General features: G+C 42.1%; 20 protein-coding genes. 11 read left to right on the top strand and 9 right to left on the bottom strand.

The genetic code is table 11. From position 1 onward, the window contains the following. Window positions 1-45 precede the first annotated feature (45 nt). The 5 genes from L4C39_RS01725 (at window position 46) to tnaA (ending at window position 7186) form a co-directional block, all read left to right on the top strand. A complete protein-coding gene (locus L4C39_RS01725) occupies window positions 46-954 on the top strand; it encodes a response regulator transcription factor (protein ID WP_429744057.1) in 909 nt (302 codons plus the stop codon). A 60-nt stretch (window positions 955-1014) separates the two neighbouring features. Continuing rightward, window positions 1015-2391: a sensor histidine kinase gene (locus L4C39_RS01720; protein WP_113799810.1), complete on the top strand. Its 1377-nt coding sequence runs from the start codon at window positions 1015-1017 to the stop codon at window positions 2389-2391. 144 nt (window positions 2392-2535) lie between these two features. Beyond that, window positions 2536-4080 (top strand): YjjI family glycine radical enzyme, encoded by a 1545-nt coding sequence (locus L4C39_RS01715; protein ID WP_429744055.1) that lies wholly within the window; start codon window positions 2536-2538, stop codon window positions 4078-4080. A gap of 23 nt (window positions 4081-4103) precedes the next feature. Beyond that, a complete protein-coding gene (locus L4C39_RS01710; RefSeq protein WP_429744053.1) occupies window positions 4104-4997 on the top strand; it encodes a YjjW family glycine radical enzyme activase in 894 nt (297 codons plus the stop codon). Window positions 4998-5716: 719 nt separating this feature from the next. Further along, a complete protein-coding gene (gene tnaA / locus L4C39_RS01705; protein ID WP_429744051.1) occupies window positions 5717-7186 on the top strand; it encodes a tryptophanase in 1470 nt (489 codons plus the stop codon). Between the two features lie 120 nt (window positions 7187-7306). On the opposite strand, the gene L4C39_RS01700 is transcribed toward tnaA, so the two are convergent. Together L4C39_RS01700 and L4C39_RS01695 are read right to left on the bottom strand one after the other, a co-directional pair. Beyond that, the gene (locus L4C39_RS01700) at window positions 7307-8224 is read right to left on the bottom strand and encodes a LysR family transcriptional regulator (RefSeq protein WP_136995257.1); all 918 of its coding nucleotides are present in this window, start codon (window positions 8222-8224) and stop codon (window positions 7307-7309) included. A gap of 124 nt (window positions 8225-8348) precedes the next feature. Beyond that, the gene (locus tag L4C39_RS01695; protein ID WP_429744049.1) at window positions 8349-10337 is read right to left on the bottom strand and encodes an acetoacetate--CoA ligase; all 1989 of its coding nucleotides are present in this window, start codon (window positions 10335-10337) and stop codon (window positions 8349-8351) included. 225 nt (window positions 10338-10562) lie between these two features. On the opposite strand from L4C39_RS01695, the gene phhA reads away from it, so the two are divergent. The 3 genes from phhA to L4C39_RS01680 all read left to right on the top strand — a co-directional run bounded on the left by phhA (window position 10563) and on the right by L4C39_RS01680 (window position 14329). Next, window positions 10563-11366 carry a phenylalanine 4-monooxygenase gene (gene phhA / locus L4C39_RS01690; protein WP_261889596.1) on the top strand — a complete coding sequence of 268 codons (804 nt, stop codon included), beginning with the start codon at window positions 10563-10565 and terminating at the stop codon, window positions 11364-11366. Further along, a complete protein-coding gene (locus L4C39_RS01685) occupies window positions 11359-11694 on the top strand; it encodes a 4a-hydroxytetrahydrobiopterin dehydratase (protein ID WP_017052326.1) in 336 nt (111 codons plus the stop codon). The genes phhA and L4C39_RS01685 overlap by 8 nt, the downstream gene beginning before the upstream one ends. Window positions 11695-12013: 319 nt before the next feature. After that, window positions 12014-14329 (top strand): methyl-accepting chemotaxis protein, encoded by a 2316-nt coding sequence (locus L4C39_RS01680; protein ID WP_429744047.1) that lies wholly within the window; start codon window positions 12014-12016, stop codon window positions 14327-14329. A 109-nt stretch (window positions 14330-14438) separates the two neighbouring features. On the opposite strand, the gene L4C39_RS01675 is transcribed toward L4C39_RS01680, so the two are convergent. The 3 genes from L4C39_RS01675 to L4C39_RS01665 all read right to left on the bottom strand — a co-directional run bounded on the left by L4C39_RS01675 (window position 14439) and on the right by L4C39_RS01665 (window position 16757). Then, a complete protein-coding gene (locus L4C39_RS01675; protein ID WP_429744045.1) occupies window positions 14439-14723 on the bottom strand; it encodes a hypothetical protein in 285 nt (94 codons plus the stop codon). Between the two features lie 106 nt (window positions 14724-14829). Next, window positions 14830-16251 (bottom strand): aminotransferase-like domain-containing protein, encoded by a 1422-nt coding sequence (locus L4C39_RS01670; protein ID WP_429744043.1) that lies wholly within the window; start codon window positions 16249-16251, stop codon window positions 14830-14832. Window positions 16252-16322: 71 nt separating this feature from the next. Then, a complete protein-coding gene (locus tag L4C39_RS01665; RefSeq protein WP_171755831.1) occupies window positions 16323-16757 on the bottom strand; it encodes an acyl-CoA thioesterase in 435 nt (144 codons plus the stop codon). A 188-nt stretch (window positions 16758-16945) separates the two neighbouring features. Between L4C39_RS01665 and L4C39_RS01660 the strand changes: the two genes are divergently transcribed. Beyond that, window positions 16946-18490: a DUF3369 domain-containing protein gene (locus L4C39_RS01660; protein ID WP_429744041.1), complete on the top strand. Its 1545-nt coding sequence runs from the start codon at window positions 16946-16948 to the stop codon at window positions 18488-18490. 30 nt (window positions 18491-18520) lie between these two features. On the opposite strand, the gene L4C39_RS01655 is transcribed toward L4C39_RS01660, so the two are convergent. Both L4C39_RS01655 and L4C39_RS01650 read right to left on the bottom strand, forming a co-directional pair. Further along, the gene (locus tag L4C39_RS01655) at window positions 18521-20464 is read right to left on the bottom strand and encodes a sensor histidine kinase (RefSeq protein WP_429744040.1); all 1944 of its coding nucleotides are present in this window, start codon (window positions 20462-20464) and stop codon (window positions 18521-18523) included. A gap of 35 nt (window positions 20465-20499) precedes the next feature. Further along, on the bottom strand, window positions 20500-21483 hold the full coding sequence (locus L4C39_RS01650; RefSeq protein ID WP_429744038.1) for a sensor domain-containing diguanylate cyclase: 984 nt from the start codon (window positions 21481-21483) through the stop codon (window positions 20500-20502). A gap of 135 nt (window positions 21484-21618) precedes the next feature. Between L4C39_RS01650 and L4C39_RS01645 the strand changes: the two genes are divergently transcribed. Together L4C39_RS01645 and L4C39_RS01640 are read left to right on the top strand one after the other, a co-directional pair. Next, window positions 21619-21975 (top strand): HopJ type III effector protein, encoded by a 357-nt coding sequence (locus L4C39_RS01645; RefSeq protein ID WP_113799784.1) that lies wholly within the window; start codon window positions 21619-21621, stop codon window positions 21973-21975. 171 nt (window positions 21976-22146) lie between these two features. After that, on the top strand, window positions 22147-22671 hold the full coding sequence (locus L4C39_RS01640) for an outer membrane beta-barrel protein (protein ID WP_429744035.1): 525 nt from the start codon (window positions 22147-22149) through the stop codon (window positions 22669-22671). Between the two features lie 48 nt (window positions 22672-22719). On the opposite strand, the gene L4C39_RS01635 is transcribed toward L4C39_RS01640, so the two are convergent. Together L4C39_RS01635 and L4C39_RS01630 are read right to left on the bottom strand one after the other, a co-directional pair. Then, complete coding sequence (locus L4C39_RS01635) at window positions 22720-23028, bottom strand: cysteine-rich CWC family protein (protein ID WP_261889601.1); 309 nt, start codon at window positions 23026-23028, stop codon at window positions 22720-22722. 123 nt (window positions 23029-23151) lie between these two features. Further along, window positions 23152-26232 carry a hypothetical protein gene (locus L4C39_RS01630; RefSeq protein WP_429744033.1) on the bottom strand — a complete coding sequence of 1027 codons (3081 nt, stop codon included), beginning with the start codon at window positions 26230-26232 and terminating at the stop codon, window positions 23152-23154. Window positions 26233-26426: the final 194 nt, after the last annotated feature.

Raw genomic sequence — 26426 nt, 5'->3', positions numbered from 1 at the left:
CTTCATTCCGGTCATGTTGATGGGTTGCAGGAATGAGGGAAGGGAATGCTAAATTCTGAAATGATTACGCCAGTGAACATCTTAATTGTCGAAGATGATGATGATTTAGCTGGGCTGATTCACATGCACTTAGGTTTTCAAGGGCACAGCGTTACTCGTGTTAATCAGTTATCTAAAGCCAAAGAATTAATGAAATCGGACTCTTTTTCTTTGATGATCTTGGATAGAGGTTTACCCGATGGTGATGGTTTGTTGCTGAGTTATGAGTTGCGGCAACAGGGAAACCATATTCCTATCTTAATGCTGACGGCGCGAGATTCTGAGGTGGATAAAGTGGAAGGGTTAGAGTCTGGTGCAGATGATTACCTGACCAAGCCATTTAGTGTTCTAGAATTTCAAGCCAGAGTGAGAACCATTCTTCGCAGGCAAGAGCTGATGAGTCAACGATCACAACAAAAACTCGAAGCCACTTCCGATAGACAACTCACCAACCAAATGCCCATAGGTGATGTTCCGATAGATAATACTTTGGAAGATCAATCCTCAGCAGATACCCGTTTGGTAGACCACTCTGCGATAGATCCCCACCCAACAAATAACGCCTCTTTGAATGAAAAAAGGGATGCTGCAAACCTACCGCCGTCGGCACAACTACAGTTTGGGCAACTGTTTATTTGTCCTGAACAGCATCATGTCAAACTGGCTGAACGTACAGTGGCGTTAACGGCGACTGAATTTTCACTGCTGCACTTTTTAGCGAAGCGACCGGGGCGGGTCTATAGCAAGGACGAACTTTTAGATCATGTTTGGAACACTCAATATGAAGGCTATCAACATACGGTTTGTAGCACCGTGAACCGCTTACGTAGCAAATTAGAAACTCACTCAAACAACCAGCGATTTATTCATACGGTTTGGGGTGTGGGGTACAAATTCCAAAATGGTATGGACTAACGGTTTGTACTATTTCAAAGATAAACAGTGCCGCTTACGGCCAGTAAGATAAGGTGAGCCATGAGTTTTAAAATCCGTCTACTGTTGCTTACCTTTATTTGGTTTTTTGCATCGTCCGTTGCGATGACTGTGATGTATCAAAATCAGCAGATAAAAGTGGAGCTACGTACCAAGCAGAGTTTGCATAAAGATCTGGCTGCTCATATGCGAGACGATAATCCTTTGATGATTGGAACGGATTATAACCCTGTCGCACTGAAATCTATTTTCCATACCCTCATGCTAATTGGACCTGATTTTGAGATCTATTTTCTTGATGCGTCAGGAAACGTAACCAGCCATGCTGCGCCTAAAGATGCATTCGTGAGCAAGCAAATCTCTATTGAACCCATCAAAGCGTTTATTGCGGGGGAACCTTACCCGATTTTGGGGGATGACCCTCGAAATCCGAGCGGAAACAAAGTGTTTTCAGTGGCTCCAATCAAAGAGTTCGGTTCAACGGTGGGTTATCTCTATGTGGTTATTGGCAGTGAGCAGCATACCAGTCTTATTAACTCTGAAACCAGAACCCCACTTTTTTGGGCGTTAATGCTCGGTTTTGTCACGATTGTCGGGTTCAGTATTGTCGCTTATTGGTTAGTGAAAATGAGCCTGCTCAAGCCTATTGAGGTCGTAACAAAAGATTTAGAACAACAAGCAGACAAAGATTTCCGTTTAAGCCCTAACTTTATCAACCAAGTCCCAGAGCTAAAACCGATTGCTCAACATTATCAATTGGCGGCAAAGCGCATTCAGCAGCAGTTCTTACAATTAGAATTTCAATCGTCGGCGCAGCACTCTCAACTCATGCAAATAAGCCATGACCTGAAAACTCCGCTATCGAGCGTGTTAGGTTATTTAGAGACTTGGAGGCTCCAGCAGCAACAGCCAGATCCTATGATCGATGTGGCTTATAAAAATGCTCTTAAATTGTCAGAACAGTTGCAAACTCAACTCAATATGGCAAAGCAAGAACGCCTCATGCCGAGTTATCATCAAGAGCCAATTAATCTAGCCTCACTGGTGGAAGACGTCGTAGAAGCTACAAAGATTGAGTTAACGAAAAAGCACTTAACATTGGTGTTTGACGATAAATCTTACCCAACGATTGAAGGGGATAAATTATTGCTTTCAAGGTTATTTGAAAATTTATTTGAAAATGCTATCCGCCACAGCCCGGAAGGTTCAGCTATTGAACTTAACGTTGATGTGGCTAAGAAGGATGCTTCACTTTACATCACATTGATTAATCAAACAGAAGATGATTCTGAGAGTGGTTCACTCGGGATCGGAGTTAAAATTATTAAATCAATTTTGATGCTGCACCACAGCGCTTTGAGCACAGTGCAGACGAAGGGGATGTATCAACAATCATTTCGTCTGCCTTTGTGTTTATAGAATTCAATATAAGGCTTAAATAAAGGGGTTGTTATTTCCAATTTGGAAATTGATAATTCTATATGTTTCATTTGTGGAAATACACTATCTGACTTACAGTGTTCCCATATTAAACATAGGGTTTTAAGTCGATAGGATTTAAGCATGAGCCAGCAAGCATTTAACACCACACAACAGAGATTCCAAGAGATCATTACGGATGCACACCTTTCGCCAAAGCAAAAGTCTCAATATCTTGCTTTAGAAGCGGAAGCGAGCTTACCGTATATGCCAATTTCAGATGCAGCAAAAGAAGCGTTAGATAGCGGTGTTCTGTGTGACATGTTTGAAGGGCATGCTCCTTATAAACCTCGTTACGTGTTACCTGATTACGCAAAATTCTTACGTCAAGGCTCTGAGCATTTAGAACTTGAAGCGGCAAGCAATTTTGATGAAGCGCTGAATTTGCTCACGATCCTTTACCATCATGTTCCTTCGGTGACTTCTATCCCTGTTTACCTTGGTCAACTCGATGATGTGTTGCTGCCTTATGTTGGTGATTTAACTGAAGCGCAGATTTACCAAAAACTGAAACTGTTTTGGGTCATGCTGGATCGCACTCTGCCAGATGCGTTTATGCATGTGAATATTGGCCCAAGTGATAACATCATTTGCCGTACTATCTTACGTGTGGATGCAGAGCTAAAACAGATCGCTCCGAACCTGACTTTCATGTACGACCCAGCGGTGACGCCTGATTCACTATTGCGCCAAGCGGCAAGTAACATCTGTGAATGCAGTAAACCTCATATCGCGAACTACCCAATCCACGCGAATGTTTATGGTGATAAAAAGTTCGGTATCGTAAGCTGCTATAACTCACTGCCACTGGCGGGTGGGTCGAACACACTGGTTCGTATGAATTTAAAAGAAGTGGCACTAAAATCGAATGATCGTGTGGATTTCTTAAACCAAGTGTTGCCTTCCTTCTGTAAAGTGATGTTCGATCTGATTGATGAGCGTAGTCGCTTTTTACATGAAGAGTCGAACTTCTTTCAAGGCTTCTTAACCACAGAAGGTTTAATTGATGAATCTCGCTTCGCGCCAATGTTTGGCATTTATGGCATGGCTGAAGCGGTCAATATCCTAGTGGAGAAAGAGGGAATTACAGCTCAATATGGTCAAGATGAAGAAGCGAATCAACTTGGTCATAGAATTTCTAAAAAACTGGCGGAGATCGTTGAGTCGACTACGGTTAAATATGGTTTGGAAGGAAAAGCTTTATTGCACGCTCAAGGCGGTATCAGTTTAGATGATGGCGTGACTCCGGGTGTTCGTATTCCATATGGAACGGAACCGGATCCTGTGAGTTATGTACGCGCGACGGCAGAACACCATCAGTACTATACTTCTGGAATCAGCGATATTTTAACGATTGATCAGACGGTGAAATCTAACCCAGAAGCGATGTTTAACCTTTGTAAAGGGGCGCTGCAGCTTGGTTATCGGGAGTTTACCGCTAACGTTGAATCGAATGATTTGATCCGCGTAACGGGCTATATGGTTAAGCTTTCTGACATCGCCAAATTCTCAGAGCAAGGCTCAAGAACCAATACGACATTCTTAGGGGCGGAAGCGGCGAAAAATACGGGGATTCTAGAACGTAAACCAAGAGTGGCGAGCTTCGAAATGTCGCCAAGCTTCGAATAATTCTGTAAAAATACTAACAACTCATGGCTAGGGTTAATATAAAAAGTACTACAGAAAAACAAGCGAAGGTCAGCCGTGTGCTGACCTTCTCTTGTGTCGATGGGCCGGGAAACCGGCTTGTCATTTTTTTGCAGGGGTGTAATTTCGATTGTATATCGTGTCATAACCCTCATACCATTAATCACTGTAACCATTGCGGTGATTGCGTTCCTCACTGCCCATCCGATGCGCTGTCTTTAGATGTTGATCTAAAAGTGAAGTGGGACCCATCAAAATGCACGCAATGTGATAAATGCATTGATGTTTGCCAGTATAAGTCCAACCCCAAAATACAACATTTCTCCGTGAGTCAGATGATTGATTTGATCCGTAGAAACCATGTGTTCTTAAGTGGTATTACGGTTTCTGGTGGAGAAGCAACCTTGCAAATAGGCTTTATTGTCGATCTCTTTAAAGCGATAAAGCTGGATGCTGAGTTACACCATTTAAGCTGTTTTATTGATAGTAATGGTTCGCTTTCATTATCTGGATGGCAAAAGGTTGAGCCATACTTAGATGGCGCGATGATCGATTTGAAAGCGTGGCAGAATGAGACTCACCAATGGCTTGTTGGGAGAGATAATCATCGAGTGTTTCAGTCGATGACTTACCTTGCAGAAGTTGAAAAACTCTATGAAGTCCGCTTGCTGTACATTCCCGGAAAGACGGATCTGCAAAGTGAAGTGGAAAGTGTTGGTCACTATTTAAATCGCCTGCCGGAAAGCGTGAAAGTGCGTCTTAATGCCTTTCAGCACCATGGTGTAATCGGTGAGGCTTTACAGTGGGAAAAGTGTGGAGAGGAGGATATGATGACGTTCCATCAAGAGCTGATTCAGTATGTTAAGCGCGACATTCAACTTCCATCTGTCTATATGTAAGCACTATTCTTAAGTGTTCCGCTATTCATAAAATCAAGTTTATCTTATTACTCATCAAGTGGTTGTTCTTCATATAAAAATTATTAGAATATTTTTAGACATTAAAAAAAGTTGATAGATATTAGTTTCATAGTGTTGTCGTGTATTTGTGAACGTGTCGGCAAGTTTTATTCTTAAGGCTTAAATATTGGTTATAGAGTTCACAGTTATTTTATTTGTGTGCATACTCAAATCATGGCTTACAATATAGTGAGTATAACGTTTCATTCTGGATTTCAACATAGGAACATCAAGTGAATATGTACCTTAAGTGGCAATCTACCTCATGGCTAACCATGTTAGCTTGGTATACTCTGGATCATCAGCTTTCATTCCACCTTTCTTCTGAATAGAGTGTGTTCATTGGCGCCTCTCGCCATATAGCGCAATGTGCGCAGTATAACCTCATCAATTTGTACCACTTTCTTGAAACTATTTTCGTATGATTGATCTATATTGAATTGATCTGTGGTGATGTTGGTTATTCGTTTCGGTAAAACGAAACCCTCTTTAAATATTGTGTTTCTACTCATTTTCTCTTGAATTATTAAACGAGTCATTCATTTAAATTAGACAAAATATGCTCGTGTAATAGTCGGAACGCAATTCTCTATATATAGAGAAATTAATAGATGAACTAATTTGGTGTGTCAGCATCAAGTGAATGAAAAGGCATTATTATGGAAAACTTTAAGCACTTACCAGAACCATTTCGTATCCGTGTTGTTGAGCCTGTAAAACGTACGACTCGTGAATACCGTGAGCAAGCTATTATTAAAGCAGGAATGAATCCGTTTTTACTTGATAGCGATGATGTGTTTATTGATCTGTTAACCGATAGCGGTACAGGATCCATCACTCAGCGTATGCAAGCGGCAATGTTGATGGGTGATGAAGCGTACAGTGGCAGCCGTAGTTACTACGCTCTGTCGAATGCTGTGAAAGATATTTTCGGCTACGAAATGACCATTCCAACTCATCAAGGTCGTGGTGCTGAGCAAATCTATATTCCAGTGTTGATTAAAAAACGCGAGATGGAAAAGGGCTTAGATCGCAGTAAAATGGTGGCTCTGTCTAACTACTTCTTCGATACCACTCAAGGACATACACAAATTAACTGCTGCATGGCGAAAAACGTCTATCTTGACGATGCATTCGACACCGCAGTGAGCGCAGACTTTAAAGGAAACTTCGACCTGATCAAACTAGAAGAGGCGATCATCGAAGCAGGTGCAGCGAATGTTCCATACATTGTAAGTACTATCACTTGTAACTCAGCGGGTGGTCAGCCTGTTTCAATTGCAAACCTTAAAGCGGTCTACGAGATTGCGCAAAAATACGATATTCCCGTGATCATGGACTCCGCTCGATACGCAGAAAATGCGTTCTTCATCCAGCAGCGTGAAGAGGGGTATCAAGATTGGACGATCGAACAGATCACTCGTGAATCATACAAATATGCTGATGGTCTTGCGATGTCAGCGAAGAAAGACGCCATGGTTCAAATGGGTGGTTTGCTTTGCTTTAAAGATGAATCATTGATGGATGTGTACACTGAATGTCGAACTCTATGTGTGGTTCAAGAAGGTTTCCCAACATACGGTGGACTTGAAGGCGGAGCTATGGAGCGTCTTGCGGTTGGTCTTTATGACGGTATGCGCCAAGATTGGTTAGAGTACCGCATTGGTCAGGTGCAATATTTGGTCGATGGGTTAGAAGCGCTAGGCATTGTGTGTCAGCAAGCTGGTGGTCACGCTGCATTTGTGGATGCGGGTAAACTTCTACCTCATATTCCTGCTGAGCAATTCCCTGCCCATGCCCTTGCGTGTGAGTTATACAAAGTGGCTGGTATTCGCGCCGTTGAGATTGGGTCGTTGCTATTGGGTCGTGATCCTGCGACAGGTAAGCAGCATCCGTGTCCTGCTGAATTGTTACGTTTGACCATTCCTCGTGCGACATACACTCAAACTCACATGGACTTTGTTATTGAAGCGTTTGAGAAAGTGAAAGCGAATGCGAAGAATGTAAAAGGGTTAGATTTCATTTATGAGCCTGCGGTTCTGCGCCACTTCACTGCTCGACTACAAGAAGTTGAAGTTCCGGTTGAACCTACGGTAAACAAAGAAGAAAACGAGTTAGCTGAGGCATAATGTCATCGTTGTAAACGTAAGTTAAATGTAGATAAATGCAGTTTAAATACAGCTAAATTTAGTTCAAATATAGCTTAAATACAGTTAAAGCGCGGCCATCAAGGTCGCGCTTTTTTATACTCACACCGCAAACTGACGTAATTGCGTGCGCAGCCAAGTCATGGCTTGATCGTTCATGTTGGGCTTATTCCAGACCAAGCTATAAGCTACTTTTCCGTAATCAAACGGCAATGATTTTTGCACTAGACCTCGGGCTTGTAATGCCTTTTCAGCCCAACACTTTGAACTGGTAAATAGGAAATCAGTGTGGTGGCACAGTACGGCGGCTGAGCCAAAATCAGCCACAGATATCGCAATCTCTCTTGAGTGATGCTGCTGTGTAAGGTTTTGCTCAAAGTAGGGAATCGAGAGTTCCTTATCCAAAATCCCAATATGTTTATTCGCAAGATAGGACTCAATCGTGAGCGTTTGATCACTCAGCGGGTGGCTTGGGTGCATGATGCAAACCATCTCATCATCTAATATTCGTTCCCACACCAGATCTTTATCATTGGTTGGAGGTTGGCTAATGTCATGCGGAAGAATAATAAAATCAACCTGCCCACTGAGTAATGCATCAAACCCCAAGTGTTCTTTCGAATGGATATTGAAACGCGCAAGAGGTGCATCTTTGGCTGCAATTTGAGCAAGCGTCGGAGCGAAAATTTCGAAAGCACTCTCACGCATGGAGAGACAAAACGAACCATTATACGTCGCGGGGTTGAACTGCTCTTGGTGAAGCAAACCGTTCATGCTCGCTAAGATAGAATGTACGGTTGGACCAATTTTTAAAGCAAACGGTGTTGGGATCAATTGAGTCCCATCACGATAGAAAAGCTCGTCATTGAGCAGTGATCGGAGTTGAGAAAGTGTTTTACTGACGCTTGATGGGCTGACACATAGTTGTTCAGCAGTGAGAGTCACACTATGGCTATTGAGCATAATGTGTAATGCCGTTAAGTGTTTCAAGCTAATCCGAGATAGGTGTACGTAATCCATCAATTTTTCTCATAGGAGAGGGGGGAACTCGGGGAGTATAACGTCATCATTGAGCATCATAAAATGAATCTCAAGATAATGACGTTATTTATAGCGATACGGCTATAGCGATACAGCGAAAGAGTTAAGTGAATGGATACAGTTCCGCAATTTCATCGAGAACGTCAGGGTTGGCGATGGCGCTGAGATTTTTAACCTGAATGCCATGCACAATATTTTTAACTGCTGATTCCACCAGCTTCCCAGATTTGGTTTTAGGAATGTCGCTGATCGAGTGAACGATAGCAGGAACATGGCGCGGGGAGCATTTGGTTCTTAATGTTTGAGCGATTAACTGTTTTAAATCATCATTCAGACTGAATCCATCACACAGTTTTACAAAAAGTACGATTCGCTCATCGCCTTGAAACTGTTCTCCAATGGCAATGGAATCCTCTAGCGCATCAAGCTGATTGACCTGTTGATATATTTCAGCACTGCCAATTCTCACGCCTCCTGGATTTAAGGTAGTGTCACTGCGTCCATAGAAAATCATGCCATGCGTTGAGGTTTGCACTACATCGTCACCATGGTGCCAGATATTTGGAAATTTATCCCAATACGCTTGGTGGTAGCGCTCACCGTCATCTCCCCAAAAGCCAATCGGCTGATTTGGAAAACTGTTCAAACACACTAATTCACCGCGTTGTTGTTCAATGCCTAAGCCTCTATCTGAAAATACCCTTACGTCCATGCCAAGCGCTGAATTTTGGCATTCTCCACGATAAACAGGAGATATTGGGTTACCTAATACAAAGCAGCCACAAATATCCGTTCCTCCCGAAATGGAGGCTAAATGAATATCCTGTTTGATATGAGAATAAACGAAATCAAATTGTTCAGGATACAAGGCGGATCCTGTTGAGCAGAGAGTTCGTAATGCGTGTAAATTATAAGTCGATTGGGGGCTGATATTCTGTTTTTGTAACGCTTCCAGATACTTCGCTGAAGTACCAAAAAGACTGACTTCAGCGTGCTCCGCCAGTTCCCATAACGTATCTGCTGTTGGGTACATTGGACTGCCGTCATAAATCACTAAGGTTGCTCCACTTGCTAATGTCGAAACATGCCAGTTCCACATCATCCAGCCGCAAGTTGTGTAATAAAAAACGCGGTCACTAGGCTTAATATCGCAGTGCAGCTGATGTTCTTTCAAGTGATTGAGCGTTGTTCCCCCAACAGAATGAGTGATGCATTTGGGTTTTCCCGTTGTGCCTGAGGAATAAAGAACGAAGAGGGGATCATTAAAAGCAACACGCTCGAATTGCACTTCACGCGCAGAGAAGCATGAGAGTAAATCATCCCAATGTGTCGATGCTGAGTTCTCTGATTGATTAGAAGGAAAACCTGCGGAGGGTTCTAGATATTCAATTTCACAAACATGGGTAATACTCGATATGGCATTGGCGATGGCGTTGTTTTTATCGCCCATAAGGTGAGTCTTGCCATTAAAGGTATAACCATTACAACAGAATAAAACTTTCGGTTTAACTTGTTCAAAACGCTCAATAACGCTGCTTGCACCGAAGTCGGGTGAAGTCGATGTCCAAATAGCGCCTAAGCTTGTGGTCGCAAGCATTGCCACGAGAGTTTGAGGTAAATATGGGAGGTAACCAGCGACGACATCTCCCTTGCCTACGCCATTATTTTTCAGCCATTGTTGAGTAACGGATACTTGTTCATATAACGCCAGCCAAGAAACCTTGTGCTGATGCCCTCGTTCGTTTTTAAACCAAACCGCAATCTCAGTTGGGGTTTTGTGGGCGTAACATAAAAGGTTTTCTGCATAGTTTAACTGAGCTTGTGGGAACCAAATGGAATCTCTAGGGGGACTATAATCGCCCCATTTGGCTCTTCCTGTATCAATGATGCATTCTCCTTGAGAGCCGATGACACCGCAATACTCCCAGGCTTCTTTCCAAAACGATCTTGGTTCTGTTATCGACCATTGGTGGAGTGGTTGATAGCCATCAAGATCCATGCCTTGCGCATTAAGACGTTCAATAAATCCATGCAGAAGTGAAGAGCTTACTCGCTGTTGAGTTGGTATCCATACCGGTTCTGAATCTGACATTGTTCCCTCATTGTCGATTTTTGATCAATTATCGAACAAGTTTTGACTTCAATTGATCCAAAGTCAAACATTCCCACAAGAAATATAAGTATGAAAAATAAGAAAAAAACACAAAATTGTAAACAATATGTTACATCAATTAACTGGTTGATTTTGAAAGAGGGTTGGCGATGAACGGCGTCGAGAGATAGGCTTTATGTAACCACAATGTAAAGGAGAGGGGTGATGGTGCAATATCATTCCAAGCCGGTAAACGGTGCAGGGAAAGTTGAATGGAGTGCAGAAGAAGATCAAATATGGTCGGAACTTGTTACTCGTCAGCAAAGCGTCATAGGTGATAGGGCATGTCGTCCATATCTAGATGGACTAGACATGCTTCAATTAACACACGATCGTGTTCCACAATTAAATGATATCAATAAAATTTTACTGCAAGAAACGGGTTGGCAAGTCGAGCCTGTTGCGGCATTAATTAATTTTGATCGGTTCTTTTCGCTGTTAGCAGAACGCAAATTTCCGGTGGCAACGTTTCTTCGAACCAGAGAGGACTTTGACTATTTACAAGAGCCAGATTTTTTCCATGAAATCTTTGGCCATTGTGCAATGTTAACGCATCAAGATTTTGCTGCATTTACCCATGCTTATGGTGTGCTTGGAAAAGCGGCAACTCCAGCAGAGCGCGTTTATCTTGCCCGATTGTACTGGTTTACCGTCGAGTTTGGCTTGGTGAAAGAGAACGGGAAAAGCAAAATCTATGGTGGCGGAATTTTGTCTTCCCCAGGTGAAACGGTGTATTCGCTGGATAGTACTGATGCGAAACGTCAACCATTTGATATCCAAACTGTACTGAATACACCCTATCGAATTGATATTATGCAGCCGTTGTATTACGAACTGGATGATATTGCGGCGTTATATCGTTTGAGTCAGCAGGACTTGATGGACCAAGTACACAAAGCGATGAAAGCAGAAATGTTATCGCCTTTGTTTGAACCGAAAGCAAAATCTAAGGAAATGAACCATGCTTAACGAACTACGCTGCGAAGCTTGCAGCATTGATTCTGTATCACTAACGAAATTTGAACAGCAAGAGCTTTTAGCTGAACTTAATGGTTGGGCGCTTGTAGAGCGAGATGAAATCCCCCAGCTTGAGAAAGTCTATACTTTTAAAAACTATAAATTAGCATGGGCGTTTTCCAATAAAATCGCGCAACTCGCTGAAGAAGAATTTCATCATCCAGCAACCTTACTAGAGTGGGGCAAGGTGACGGTGACATGGTGGAGTCACTCAATTAAAGGTTTACATAGAAATGATTTTATCTGTGCATCTAAATGTGACCTATTGAATGCTAGTTAAGTTGATGCCGTTGAAATGAGCTCAAGCGGCGATAACCACAATTAACCACCATTTAGCTTGGTGGCTCACCATCCCCTTCTCGGTGAGTCATCAGGCTATCTTCCCCTTTGATAGTGATTAGCAATGAATCTTTCTGGGTTAGTAATAAAACTATTAATAAATTCGATAAAACCGATTTTCACTTCTAAACTTTTGTCTGAGTATCAAGACAAATTCATATTATAAAGTTGGTACTTACCTACGGCTAGGTGCGTCTGATCTCGACATCGATTCGGGATATACATGAATTATTTCAGCAATCTAGCTGTGAGGTTTTGGGATGAGAATTGCAACTAAAATTATTTTAGCTTGTACTGTACTTTGTGCGATTGGGGTTGTGGTCAGTGGGGGATTTGTAGGCTGGAAAGCGTCCTCTTTATCGAAACAAGCACTGCATGAGCGAGCATCAAGTCAACTACTGTCGGTAAGAGAGATCAAAAAGGGTGAAATTGAGCGATATTTCGATCAAATTCATTTCCAACTAGAGACGTTAGCCAGCGATGTGGCGATTCAAGATGCATTGACTGCATTTAGTCGAGAGTTTGAACGTTATCCCATTGAGCAAGTATCAGAGCAAGATTACTCAGCCTTGCGCAATTACTATACCTCTCAATTTGGTGCTCTATATCGTGATAAAAATGATCAAAAATCAGCGAATGAATTAAGCCGCCTGAGCCAACTGTCCGTTGCGGGGCAAGCACTGCAAGCTCGATACATCGGTGTAAACTCTAATCAAGTAGGTGAAAAGCATTTATTAGATTCCGATCCATTAAACACAGGATATGATCAAGTTCACGAGCGGTATCATGATTCGCTGCGTCATTTTCTCACCTCATTCGGCTATTACGATATTTTTATGGTCGACAACCAAGGTAACGTGGTGTATTCCGTTTATAAAGAGCTGGATTTTGCCACCAATCTACTTACTGGTCCTTACCGCCAGTCTGGTCTAGCCAAAACATACAATCAGGTAAAAAATGCATCCAATAGATACTTCTATATTGAAGACTTCTCTCCTTATTATCCCTCTTATGAGTCTGCTGCATCATTTATAGGCACGCCCGTTTTTTCAGGTGGTCAACGGATCGGAGCCCTGATTTTTCAAATGCCTGTTGATGCCATTAATTCGATCATGACGTTTAATCAAAACTGGAGTGCGGCAGGGTTAGGAGCGAGCGGAGAAACCTATTTAATTGGGCAAGATGGGCTACTACGAAGCCAACCTCGCTTTCTAATTGAAGACCCAAGTCAGTATTTATCGGCTCTTTCAATGGCTGGCGTTTCTGCCAGTGTAGTCAAAAATATTAAAGGTAAAAACTCAGCAATCGGGCTGCAACCTGTTGAATCTGAGACGGCAAAGCGAGCATTAAGCGGACAGAGTGGGTATGAGTTAGTGCAAGATTATCGTGGTATCTCGGTTCTCTCTGCGTACGCTCCTATCAATGCCGCTGGACTTTCTTGGGGGATATTAACCGAGATAGATGAATCGGAAGCGTTTAAGGATGTTACTGCCCTTAATTCAGCGGTGCAAACTACGGTGATCATCAGTATTGTCGTGATTGTACTGATCTCAATTGGCATCTCTTATCTTGTCGGAAACGGTATATCTCGCCCAATCAGGATTGCTTCACTACAAATTCAAAAAATCAGCAAAGGGAATGACCTGACAGAGCGGTTGGATGAACGTGGTAAAGATGAAATGTCTGATCTCGCAGTATCGCTGAATAAACTTTTCTCTCAACTTCAAAATATGATCAAAGAGTTTGCGAGCGCCACTAATGAGCTCGATAGAAACACGCGAACGATGTCTGGGAATATGAGCAGTACAAGAGAAGCTGTGAATGAGCAGTCGCATCGAACAGAGTCTGTAGCTACCGCTGTTAATGAAATGAGCGCGTCGATTGCTGAAGTGGCACAGTTTGCGAACCGAGCCGCCGATTTTGTAAAAAATGCTAATGATACGGGAAGTGAGAGTGTTCAAGTCGGGTTAGTCTTAGGCAATGAAATGACGGAACTGAATGCTCAAATGCGCACGGCAGTGGAAGCGATTGGTCGTTTGCACAGTGAAAGTAACTCGATAGCAGAGGTGTTGGATGTCATTCAAGGCATTGCAGAGCAGACAAATTTACTTGCGTTAAATGCAGCGATAGAAGCCGCAAGGGCAGGAGAGCAGGGACGAGGTTTTGCTGTCGTTGCAGATGAAGTACGCTCTCTGGCCAGTCGTACACAAGCTTCGACGGAAGAGATACGATCCAAAATTGAATCCCTTCAGAAAGAGACCGCGTCGGTGTCTACCGGAATTGAGGAGGCGAATACATCCGTGATAAAAGGCGTTGAAAGCTGTGAACGAAATACAGAAATGCTTGAGCAAATCGTCTCAATGCTCACTGAAATTAATGATATGAATATTCAAATTGCCGCCGCGACTGAAGAGCAGAAAGCGGTGACCGATGAAATCAGTGGCAGCATCACCTCGATTGCCGATGCTTCATCTTCTGTTTCTACCCAAGTAAATGATGTGGATGAGGTGCTAGGAGCATTGACTGATCAAGCTCAAGAGCTAAATAAGGAGATGGCTCAATTCAAATATGAATAATTTTGCTACGGTTTAAAGGTCATTCAAAATAGATATACCAAGCACTTAAGTCGCTCCCTCTCGTGGCTTAAGTGCTTTTTTCGTAGGTGTAGACAACCGAGCGTCACAATCATTCATCATCGTTGCTGTTGCTGTTGCTGTTGCTGTTGCTGTTGCTGTTGCTGTTGCTGTCGCTATTATTGCTGTGGTCGCTGTCATCGGCATTCACGGCGTAGTGAATGGAGCCGACACATAAGGCAAACATAAGAAATGGGATCAGCGCCGCCGTGATTTCAGCCCACGGGAAATGAGAGAAACTTTTCGCTAAAATTAAATGACCGAAAATTAATAAAAGCGCACCGATAATGGCGACGATGATCAATCTAATTTCGTGTTTTGTGGCCGTCGTTTTCATACTATTGACTCAAGGTAGGTATGTGAACAGGCATTGAACCACGATGCTAACTGTTAGAGATAGAACAGCTATGATGAAAAAACATAGAACAGTTGGTTTGGTGACATCACTCGGGTTTATTGAGGGTTAAATGCGCGAGCCTACCTAACTCTATGATGGCGTTTAAGATCCTGCCTTCGCATGGGTAGGAGTAGTTGATCCGAATGTGCTTAGAACCTTGGTTATCACTACTAAAGAGTGTTCCAGGTGCCACGGCTATTTGAGATTGGAGTGCTTGTTCATAGAAGTGGGAACAGTCGAAGTGACCGCCGAATTCAATCCAAATGAAATAGCCACCACTTGGGTCCGTGACGCTGATGGAGTCAGGGAAGTAAGTTCGTATTGCTGCAAGCATTTGGTGTTTATGCTGTTCAAGTTTGCGTCTTAGCTTTCTTAAATGTGCATCAAATGAGCCAAATTGAAGATAGTGGCTGATCCCTAGTTGAATTGGAACGCTACTTGAAAGAGTCGACATTAATTGGAAACGCTGGATTGTTTCGCTTCGCTGTCCGGCGACAACCCAGCCAATACGAAAACCCGGAGATAAACATTTTGAAAATGAACCACAGAGCAAAACGTCGTCGTGTTGATCAAATGCTTTCGCTGGTTTGGGTTTATCTGGGCTAAAAAACAGCTCGGCATAAACATCGTCTTCGATCAGAGGCGTTTGATGGTGATGAAGTAGTTCAACAAGAGATTGCTTAGCGTGATCTGACATGCAAAATCCAAGTGGGTTTTGGAAGTTAGTCATTAGCCAGCATGCTTTGATTGGGAGTTCAGTTAATGCCTTTTCAAGCGCGATTAAATCAATCCCTTCAAGAGGGTGGGTTGGGATCTCGACGGCTCGCAAATTAAGCCGTTCAATCGTCTGTAAAGCGCCATAGAATGTTGGGCTTTCAATCACCACCAAGTCTCCAGGCTTTGTTACGGCTTGCAAACTTAAACTTAGCGCTTCCATTGCCCCAGAGGTGATCACTATATCATCGGGTGAGACTGATAAACCTTGCTGAGCGTAGCGTTGGGCAATATTGCGGCGTAGGCTTTCACTCCCTGGAGGCATATTTATTATGGCGCTATTTTCAGGCATTTTGCGACTCGCGCTAGCCAAGTTTCGAGCAAGTGCTTGTTGGGGAAAGAGGGATGGATCGGGAAAGGCAGAGCCTAAGGGCACCATGTCTTGTTGTTTATTGCGCTGTAACACATCAAACAGTTGATCGTTGATATTAATCTGTTTTGGCTTCGTAGGGCTTGATGATGCTTGAGGGCTAAGTAGGTTTTCAATCTGTGGTGCGACGAAATAGCCTGATTGCGGTTTTGCAGTCACCCAACCTTGGCTCTCAAGTAACTGATATGCCTGTAAAACGGTGGCGATGCTATAACCCGTACTTTTACAGCTTACTCGCACCGAAGGGATCTTTTCACCAGATCGCCAAACCTTTTGGCTAATCTGCCGCTTAATATCTTGAGCAAGCTGTTCGTAACGAGTCATTAACTACCATCAGTGTCAGAGTGTGGAATTGATATTTATCTTAACATTGAGTGAAGTGACAGCATACCTGCTTACGCTAGCTCTTTATCCAGCGCTTTAATGGCGAGAGTAAGGCGTTCCGATAACTCAGCCTTTTGATTGGTTTTGAAATCGAACATAACAATCGTTGCGCTGCCAATCGTTGTGATTTTTCCAAGTTTTTTGCTCACAATTTCATATTGCATCGTGAACCTATCCGATTGTATATCGGTGACTTTGGAGCCAATCAAAAGCGTGTCAGGGTAGGTAACTGGGAGTTTGTAGCGACACTGAGTTTCTCCAAGTACTGGCCCAACTTTGGTCATGGCCATCTCTTCCATCAATTCCACTTTATTAAAATGGGCAATGCGAGCGGTTTCAAAATAACGAAAATAGACCGCGTTGTTGACGTGATTGAGTGCGTCCATCTCTCCCCAGGCGACAGGAATTTCAGTAATAACAGAGTACTCTTTTAGTAGGTTTTCCACACATGGCCTCAAAAATCAAACAATCGTTTAAATTCCTATCCTACTGTTTTGTTAACATTGTTGCAACATGCTGATGGCGTAATTTAGTGTTGAATTGCATTCTTGAGTTTTTTGTTAATTGATTAGTGATCAAGATAGGCGTTGGTGTGCTAAACCTATAAGAGTCTGTGTAAATATTGAGGTTACTGATGGAGTTATTTTCTGATTATCGGAATGAAATACAAACTGAACCATCAGCCAGTAAAGTCCATAAACTTCTGAAACCGTGGCGCGTATTAATTGTAGATGATGATGATCAGGTCCATCAAATCACAAAATTAGCCTTGAGTGGATTTACATTTCAGGAGCGTAAATTAGAGCTGATTTCAGCGCTGTCGGGTGAAGAAGCGAAGCAGATCTTAGATTCAGCCGATGATATTGCTATTGCACTTGTTGATGTCGTGATGGAAACGGAACATGCTGGCTTGGATCTGGTTCGGCATATTCGCGGAGGATTAAATAACAAGCTTATTCGTTTGGTGCTTCGAACGGGACAAGCAGGACAGGCACCTGAAGATATCGTTATTCAAGAGTACGAAATTGATGATTACAAGGAAAAAACCGAGTTAACTACCAAGAAGCTACGTACATTGCTGTATTCAATGCTAAGAGCATATCGAGACCTTTGTACCATTGATAAGCAAAGAGAAGGTCTGAGGTTAGTCATTCAAGCATCTGCTAATGTGCAAAATACCACGACGATGAAAGCTTATGCCGCGGCGTCTTTGTTGCAGGCGACGTCATTATTGAAATTGGACGTTTCTGCTTTTTATGGCGTTGTTCAGCCTACGCCTGAAGGGGAGGAATCGAGCGCATTAACCCTCGCGGCTACGGGAGGGGATGTGAATGCCTACTCTGAATGTGCATATGACCGTTTGCCGGATATTGTCTCTAAACGTTGCCATGACGCGGCCAAGAAAAAGCAAAGTCAGAGCTACGAGGATGCCTACGTATTTTTTATGGCTGATGAGCGTGGCGTGAACAACCTGCTTTATATCAATATTAATACTGCACTTTCAGAGTTAGATAAGCAGTTACTTGAAATCTATATGCATAACATAGGGTTGACGTTTGAGAACCTTAGTCTGCTTGTGGATTTAAAAGAGACCTCAAAAGAGTTGGTTTATAATTTAGCCAACGCAGTGGAAGCAAGGAGCAAAGAGACGGGGGCGCACGTGCAACGCGTGTCTCTGGTATCGGAACAGCTAGCGATTTTATATGGTCTTTCGGAATATGATACTTTTATGATTAAACAAGCGTCGCCTTTGCATGATGTGGGTAAGGTGGCGATCCCAGACAGCATATTACATAAACCTGGAAAGCTCACTGAAGATGAGTGGTATATTATGCAAAAGCATGTTGAATATGGTGTTGATATTTTAAGTCGTTCAAAGCGAAAATTGATTTTAGTCGCCAAAGAGATCGCGGCTTACCACCATGAGAAATGGGATGGTACAGGGTACCCCAATCAATTGAGCGGTGAAGATATTCCAATCAGTGGGCGAATTACGGCAATTGCAGATGTGTTTGATGCCCTTGGCGCTAAGCGAAGTTATAAGAAACCGTGGCCTGATGAGAAGATTAGAAAGGAAATCTTGTCTCAGAAAGGAAAGCATTTTGAACCCGTGTTAGTCGATTTAATGCTGGATAACTGGGATACGTTTACTGAGATCCGTGACAGATTTCCTGACTAATACTCAATAAATTGTGAAGGGTGAACAATGCTATGAGCTTTGTTCTGGTGATATCGGCAACTCTTTCGGCGTTCTGAATGTAAAATGGACGCCTTGATTAATGGATGACTCAAAATTTAAGCTTCCCGCTAGCTTCTGGTGTATAAGGTTGAACACTAAGTTGAGCCCAAGCCCCGAGCCGCCATTTCCGCGTTTACTGGTGTAAAAAGGTTCAAATATCTTTTGATGCAATGCTTCTTCAATTCCAGAACCATTATCGATATATTCGAAGATAATCTCGTTGTTTTGTTCATAGAAAGAAATGCTAATTTTTGCGGGTTCAGATGAATCCGCAAAGGCATGATTGATACTATTCATAATGAGATTGGTGATCACTTGCGTGAGTACTCCAGGTAAACTGCTCATTGAAAGAGTGTCGCTGCCTGAAATGATTGGGGTCACGGGGATTTTGCGAGTCTCAGGGTGCAAGCTGGTAATTAATGCATCTAATACTTGATGGATAACAAAATTGCTCCGGCATTCTGACACTTGGTTGACGGCAGTTTGTTTAAAGTCACGTATCAGTTTAGAACCTCGATTTAAGTTATCCTCCAGCATAATTGTGCTCTCACTCATGCGCTCCATCAAGTCTGCAAACTGAACGCTGGATAATGTCTGATCAGCAAATGCTTGGTTAAGTTCTTGTGTGATTTCTTTGATGATAGACGCGGCGGTCACGGATATTCCTAATGGTGTGTTTACTTCATGAGCGACTCCAGCAACGAGCCCACCTAATGCGGCTAACTTTTCAGATTCGACCAACTGATCTTGGGTCTTTTGTAGAGTGACCATATTATTTTCTAGTTCTTGAGTTCGTTCTTTTACTTTATTCTCAAGAGTATGGTTGAGCTCCTCTAGCTTTACCTTAGCTTGAGTTAAGGCTGAGATATCCAATGCCGTCCCACGAAACCCAGTAAAGGTATCATCTTGATATTTTGCTGTTCCTTGAAAGAGTAAAAATCGCTCTTGGCCCTCGATTATCAATTTTTCTTCACATAATGAGAAATTTAATTTTGCGTTAATATGGGCGAGTAAAGAGTGAGTCTTGTTGAATGTTGGGATGTTAAATAGGGGAACTGATTCGCAGCCGTTGAGGTTTAAATTTTTTACCATTTCATCTGAAGCATAAATTAATACCCCTGATTCATTAGTCTCCCATAGCCAATCAGAAGAGACATCGGCAAAGTCAGCAAAACGCTCTTGTTGATATTTAATATCGCGATAAAGAGAGGACACACTCGACGTGATTTTATTGGTTTCATCTCCAAGCCATTTGAGTTCGTCTTCTTTTTCCATAATCCAAGGCGTGTATTGGAGTGTAAGTGGTTTACTTGGGTTGCGAGGGTTGAATTTTCGTAAATATTGCGCGATGGAGAACAGTCGTCGGTTAACGCTCTGGTGAAATATCATTAAAATCAGATAGCAGACAATAGCGGTTTTAAGCGCGTTAATTCCAAGAGTGATAAGGAATTGCTTTAAGAGATAGCTGTAGATAGTGTTGGCTTCAGACTCTACATACAAGCTACCAATGACCTCTTTTGGCTCGTTTTCTGAAATTGAAAATTTGATAGGATAGCGGCTAGAAATGATTTGCTTTTCTACTGGGGTTCCAGCTCTAAATATGTAGTTATCGGCTTCGACTTCTAGGTAATCGACTTTAGGTAAATTGACGAGACCTTCTATTCGTTGCTGTAAAAGCTCTAAGTCAAACCGCCATAGTGATGGGGCGAGTAAATCGATATGAATTTTCTCAATTTCATAATGGCGGTTTTCTACGGCACTCAACTCACGATTATAATCCCAATAGGTTTGTATCAGCGTTGTAATTAGGGTTACCGCACTGCTTATAAGAATTAAGATTAGGATGATTCGTCGTCCGATATGGCTCGATATAGGGCTTTGCTTGCTGTTCTCGAACTGTGGAGTGCGGCTCATTATCATCCCTTGATTATTCTACTTATTATTGTGGCTCATTTTTTGTTTTTATTTTGATACATAAGATGATCCGTTTGCTCGATCATCTCTTCGATTGTAAGTTCTCTGTTGTGATTGAACGTTTTTTGACCGTAGCTAAGAGATGTCATACCGAATTGTGGTTGAGCTTCGATTTGGACGTGGTAGTTTTTAATTAAACGTTGGCAGAGTGCTTCAAGTTGCTCATCATGATTGAATCCATCTTCATCGTTAAATAAGCTCATAATGACAAATTCATCTCCCCCCATCCGCACCACAATGTCACTTTCCCGGCAGTTTTCGGATAATACTTTTGCCACAGTTTGAATGCATTCGTCACCAACACAATGTCCATGTTGGTCGTTGACTTGTTTTAGCTTATCGATATCTAAGTAAATTACACCAATGGTTTGTCTTGCCCGTTTAGCATCTTTAACTCGCTGTTCACCAAGTAAATGCAAACCTCTGCGATTGTTCAGGCCTGTTAATTCATCCGTCAGGGCAAGATCTTGTAGCTCTTGATAGTGACAATAAACTTTTAAGTCAGACATGATCAAATTACTGAATTGCTCAAGTAAGTTGAGTAGTTTTGTCGGGTAGGAGGTGGGTTTCGTATCTATAACACAAATGGTTCCAAATAGTTCGCCATTTGGCCAATAGATAGGAAGCCCACAGTAGGATTCTACGGGGCCGTGTGTAACCGGAGGAGCATCTTTCCAATAATCATCTTGCTTTGCATTATTTACATACAGGTTCTGCTTGGTTTCCATAATCGTGCGACAGAAACTTTTCATTTCCCACGGCCAAGAAACGTCTGTTTTTAAGAAATTTTCTTTGTTGTGGCTCGCGACCACAACATTGAACTCATTTTCTCTCAATTGAACGATGGTCCCACAGGTAGCCCCAAACAGTTCAGACATGAGATCAACCGTATGCTGCCATTTTTGAAGATCGATAATTTTTTGATCTGAATTTGATAAGCATGTATCACGATGGCTCATTGGCGTCCTTAGTATGGTATTTTGTCTATTTACATTATATGACCAAAATAGTTGTTGTTGCATTTCATGGTGCTTTGTTTCTTCACATATTTGGCATAAAATTTAACATTAAGTACATGAGGATATGGATATATTATGGAAGTAAAAGGTTTTTTGTTTGATTTATTAAATAGTCCTAAGGAAATAAAATTTGAGCAGGTCATGGATGTCATTGATGCAAATTATGACTTTGTTCCTACTTCATTTACTAACGGTGACTTAAGAAATGAAGCTGGAGAAAATAATGGTTCATGTAAAATTTTTGCCTTTGGTTTGCTTCACAAGTTAACGGAAGAGGAGACGCTTTCCTGTTTTGGGAAGTTTTACCGTGTCGATGTACTTGGTAACCCTGATGATAAGGACCATCAAAATATCCGAAACTTTATCAAGACAGGTTGGGGTGGAATCAAATTTGAACAAACTGCATTGATTGCTAAAGATATTGATAACTGAACATCTTGATAACCAAACGTATTAATAGCTAAATATAGATATAGAACGTATTGAAAGCTAAATACGTTGAAGATCAAATAGTAGATCTAAATCACATATATTAATGGCTATAGAGTGACTGGTTGCGTATGAGCTAACCTTTTTATGGGACAAATAGAAAAGGAAGTGATAATGAAGCATCCAGTTTCCTCCATCTTTCTTGCGCTGAGTGTTATAAGCTCACTGAGTTATGCACAGCAAGAAGAGAAAGAGTATAGTCAGTTGTACCTAGGTGCCGGTTTCAGCATGGCAAACTTCAGCGATTCGCAATATCGAGATGATGATAAATTTGATAGTACGCTTGCTGGGGTCGTTTTTGGTTATCGTCCATTATCTTTTTTCGCAATAGAAGGGCGGGAATATATCGTGGTATCGGATAAAGATGACCGAATTAAGTGGCATGCAGGAGTGGTGAGTAAGTGGTTTATCCCATTGGATTATCATTTTAACCTGTTCGGGACTTTGGGTTATAGCGCGATTGGAACGGAAAACCACGGTACAGAATGGGCTCCGAGTATTGGTGCTGGGATGCGTTTTAGAAACAACACACCATTAATTTTTGATATTGAAGGACAATATGTAAAAGAGAGTTCGATAGCACCTGACGGAGATGATGGTGCTATGAGCCTTAATTTGAGCGTCTATTATGGTTTCTAATGTAGGTTTAAATGTCAGTTATTTGCGTTAGAACTCTTTGACTCAGAGCTAAATTGTCGGTAGAGCCGTTAAACATTTTCGACACACACAACTTTGGTTATCCGACACTTTACTTGTGTTCCTTTCTTCTACTTCAAAGCACCAGCAGGTGCTTTTTCCTGCGCTGATATCACAGTGTGCACCTTCACCACATGATGGACATTGATGAGTGTGTGAGACGCTAGTTATCTGCTTCATAATGGTTTCACGCTCAGTGTCTGAATACTCTTTCCAACCGATAATTTCAGCCATGGTTCGATGACAGCCTGAGCAGATACCATCACTGTTTTTGCACGCAGCAATACAAGGTGTTTTCATTCATCTTTACTCTCTAAAACTTGTACCGTAAATCTAACAGTTTTTTATTTGGATGTAAGAAATAAAAAAGCCAAGTAAAAAACTTGGCTTTTAATTTAGGTTAAAGTGACTTGTTTATGGTGTTTATGGTGTTGCTGGGGTGATAAAACCTAAGTCTGTCAGTTCTGATTCTGAATCTGGATTGCTATAGTTCGAATACCATATTTCTCCTTCTTCCGTGATTGCGTTTCCGCCCCATTCACTAGAAACGGTGAATACTTTTACATTGAATTCAATCCCATTACTATAGGCTATCGTCATGTAGTCAGTGGCGGTTTGAGCGACGTTATTATCATCGGTGTAAGCGAAGCTAAGCTTGATTATACCTTTATCAATATCGTGCATTGCCCAAGTGAAATTAAAGGATTCCATGACCGTTCCATCAGGGTTTAGGTCTTCAAATTTACCTGAGCCGTCGGCCATAAAGCTTAGTCGTTCATCTTCAGCTTGTAAGACTCTTTCATCACCAATGAAGCGAGTACTAAACAATGGTGTTTTGTAGTCTTCGTCTTCACGACAGGAGTCTAGAGCTGCGGTATATTGAGCGTAAGTCTTGAAGTTAATAGGTTGGTCGGTTTCATCATTCCAACCGGATTCATCGACATCACATGTCTGGATATCTTTATTTATATCAACATCTAAATACGTCGCTAGCCATATTGAACCTTCTTCTGGATCAAAATGTGCCACTGAGTATTGCTTATCATCGTTTACATCAATAATAAGTTTGCGGTAGTCCCAAATTTCATTCGCGTTTTCACCTATTTCTAAAATGCCCTTACTGTTCATGTTCCAATACTTCATGCTAGGGGCACTATTTTTAAAACGTAGCATTTGGCTATTATCGCCATACGCAGCGGATCTTGTCTCTCCTGAACCGCTAACACGGTAAGAAATTGAGTCTTCTGGCATCATGGTCGGTAATGTACAGTCCGCTAGCTGTGCTTCGAAATCGGCAAGAGTTGAGCCTGAATCGGTTTCGGTAATGAAGCACCAACCTTCAATATTGATTGCGTTAATTAATGCCTCTTTTGCAACAGCATTCAATAGGTAGCCATCGTTGTCATCTTCAGCATCGCCAGCAGCAATAAACTCGCCTTCATATAGGTAGCCATCGTAAGCAGATAAAATGCGTTGGTTGGTATCGTGATCCCAAGCATCTCCCCATAGGTCGATAACTGCTTGCGGAATATCGAAGCGAATGACCTCTTCCCCATTAACGGTGGATTGTGTCCATTGACCAGAACCGTTGAGAGTCACCATGGTTTCTTGACCATTAGTCCAACTCCAATCCCAAGTGTAGTAGTTGATCACTCCACCAGTAACCAGTTCAATCCCTATATCGTAACCTATGGATAACCCTTTAACGGTGCTTACCAGAGCTCCGTCTCCCGCCGCTGTATTGACAATAACATCTGCAAATGATGTTGCATTATTTCCGTCTTCTTCGTTATTCGCGGTACCGTGATAGAACCAAGGTTTATTCCATAAGTAATACTCATCAAAATCAGCGGTTAAACTGACTGAGCCACCTTGAGAACCTTGTGGGAATACCGCTGTTTCATTGACATAATCAGACAACTCGCCCGCATTACCAGCAATTGATTTACCACTTAAATCTCGCACATAGCCAGAAGCGGTACTGGTTAATGCTGGTAGATCGGCAGGGTAAACGGATATGGCATCACCTACTATCGCAAGTGAGTACACATCATTGAACATTTCCCAACCTTGTGGACCTAGAATGATGTCTTTATCATCATTGGGATCAATCGTATGGGTTCTTCCATCGGCACCGACTTGGTAGAGTTTAGATAAAGTACCTATGTCATTGTTCATTGTGAACTCTTCGACAAATACCTCAACATCGGTTGTTTCTACGCCGTTGTTGTTACGTGTCTCTTCATCTGCCCAAAGAGAGTAGAAAGTACCACTGTCACGCATGAAGGTAATAACTTGCTGAATAGGACTTAAATCGGGGGTGAGAGGAGAGTCGTCGTCTTCATCTAAGATGCCATCATTGTCATCATCAGTATCTTCATTGTTACCAATACCATCGCCATCGGTATCTGTTGCTTCATCTTTATCTAATGGGAAGTCGTCACTGGCATCAGGTGTGTCATCATTATCGTCATCGAGATCGGCATTATTACCAACACCATCGCCATCGGTATCTGTTGTTTCATTTTCGTCTAATGGGAAGTCATCACTTACATCAGGTGTGTCATCGTTATCATCGTCGAGATCGGCATTGTTACCGATACCATCACCATCAGTATCTGTTGTCTCATCTTTATCAAATGGGAAATCATCATCGACATCTAGGGCTGCATCGTTGTCATCATTGGTGTCGGCGTTATCACCAGTTCCATCTTTGTCTGAATCAACCCATTCCGTATCGTCGTCAACAAACTCATCAAGCTCATCAATGACGCCGTCACCATCTGTGTCTGTATTTTCGACAGACTCATATCCTCCGTTGTCTCCAGGAATGATCGCAGTTTTGTCAGGGTCAAAATCAGGAGCCTTAATAATGGTCCCTATCTGTTCTGAGTTATCTGATAAATCTGTTTTACTACCATCGGCATTATCAGATAATTCTGTTGTATCTTCTGGGATAACACCTGAAGTCACAAGAGCTTCAGCACTGTATGCAGCGTCTGTTTTTCCATCTTCGATGTAATCGCCTAGAACATCACTTTCTTCAAGTCCTAGGTCATTTGCTACATCGGTAACGGCTTCTTCGATGGTACTAAAAGTGCCACTTTCTAGTTTTACGTGAACAAGAGTCGAGAGGGGAGTAACATCGGTTTGTCCCGCAGGTGCTGACATTACATAATCAGATAAAACAGGTCCGGTTGTTTCATCGACGGTTTGACCTTTTATTGCTTTAACAATAACGGCGTAATTCTCGGGATTAGGGGTATTGGAGACATCAAGAACGGCTTTACCTCCATCGCCACTAATGGCAGACGGTTCATCAGGATCGAGTTGAAAATCGCCATCGACATCTAGCCAAACTTGGGCATTTTTTAGATATCCATCAATTGCTGTGACGGAATAGGCGTTGCTGTTTGCTGTCGTACCGGTCTCTCCGTCACCACAGCCAACCAAGCCTAAACTGCTTGTTAAGCCTAATGCTATTACTAATTTATTTTTATTCATTGTTCTTCCTAAACATTGTTATTAGAAACGACAGTAAAACGTTAGTAACGAGGTTGTAGGCTGTCAAATTGACTGGGGCTATATTAATTGAGTGATGAATAAGTTTTTAATATCTGGATTATAATATTTTTTATAAAATCATAAGCTTAGTGGAGTGATGAGAATAGTCATGAGAATCAGCGTTAATCTTCGTG

Source organism: Vibrio clamense, assembly GCF_050337905.1.
Taxonomy (GTDB): Bacteria; Pseudomonadota; Gammaproteobacteria; order Enterobacterales; family Vibrionaceae; genus Vibrio; species Vibrio cortegadensis.
The sequence above is the reverse complement of the archived record's forward strand: the minus strand, read 5'-3'. Positions and strand labels throughout refer to the sequence as shown.

Bases quoted from the DNA above. Each gene is read 5' to 3' on its own strand.
- L4C39_RS01710 (WP_429744053.1), top strand. From the start codon at position 4,104: ATGGCTAGGGTTAATATAAAAAGTACTACAGAAAAACAAGCGAAGGTC.
- L4C39_RS01635 (WP_261889601.1), bottom strand. From the start codon at position 23,028: ATGAAAACACCTTGTATTGCTGCGTGCAAAAACAGTGATGGTATCTGC.
- L4C39_RS01655 (WP_429744040.1), bottom strand. From the start codon at position 20,464: ATGAGCCGCACTCCACAGTTCGAGAACAGCAAGCAAAGCCCTATATCG.
- L4C39_RS01700 (WP_136995257.1), bottom strand. From the start codon at position 8,224: ATGGATTACGTACACCTATCTCGGATTAGCTTGAAACACTTAACGGCA.
- tnaA (WP_429744051.1), top strand. From the start codon at position 5,717: ATGGAAAACTTTAAGCACTTACCAGAACCATTTCGTATCCGTGTTGTT.
- L4C39_RS01630 (WP_429744033.1), bottom strand. From the start codon at position 26,232: ATGAATAAAAATAAATTAGTAATAGCATTAGGCTTAACAAGCAGTTTA.
- L4C39_RS01680 (WP_429744047.1), top strand. From the start codon at position 12,014: ATGAGAATTGCAACTAAAATTATTTTAGCTTGTACTGTACTTTGTGCG.
- L4C39_RS01640 (WP_429744035.1), top strand. From the start codon at position 22,147: ATGAAGCATCCAGTTTCCTCCATCTTTCTTGCGCTGAGTGTTATAAGC.
- L4C39_RS01645 (WP_113799784.1), top strand. From the start codon at position 21,619: ATGGAAGTAAAAGGTTTTTTGTTTGATTTATTAAATAGTCCTAAGGAA.
- L4C39_RS01675 (WP_429744045.1), bottom strand. From the start codon at position 14,723: ATGAAAACGACGGCCACAAAACACGAAATTAGATTGATCATCGTCGCC.
- L4C39_RS01695 (WP_429744049.1), bottom strand. From the start codon at position 10,337: ATGTCAGATTCAGAACCGGTATGGATACCAACTCAACAGCGAGTAAGC.
- L4C39_RS01715 (WP_429744055.1), top strand. From the start codon at position 2,536: ATGAGCCAGCAAGCATTTAACACCACACAACAGAGATTCCAAGAGATC.
- L4C39_RS01660 (WP_429744041.1), top strand. From the start codon at position 16,946: ATGGAGTTATTTTCTGATTATCGGAATGAAATACAAACTGAACCATCA.
- L4C39_RS01720 (WP_113799810.1), top strand. From the start codon at position 1,015: ATGAGTTTTAAAATCCGTCTACTGTTGCTTACCTTTATTTGGTTTTTT.
- L4C39_RS01650 (WP_429744038.1), bottom strand. From the start codon at position 21,483: ATGAGCCATCGTGATACATGCTTATCAAATTCAGATCAAAAAATTATC.
- L4C39_RS01725 (WP_429744057.1), top strand. From the start codon at position 46: ATGCTAAATTCTGAAATGATTACGCCAGTGAACATCTTAATTGTCGAA.
- L4C39_RS01670 (WP_429744043.1), bottom strand. From the start codon at position 16,251: ATGACTCGTTACGAACAGCTTGCTCAAGATATTAAGCGGCAGATTAGC.
- L4C39_RS01685 (WP_017052326.1), top strand. From the start codon at position 11,359: ATGCTTAACGAACTACGCTGCGAAGCTTGCAGCATTGATTCTGTATCA.
- phhA (WP_261889596.1), top strand. From the start codon at position 10,563: ATGGTGCAATATCATTCCAAGCCGGTAAACGGTGCAGGGAAAGTTGAA.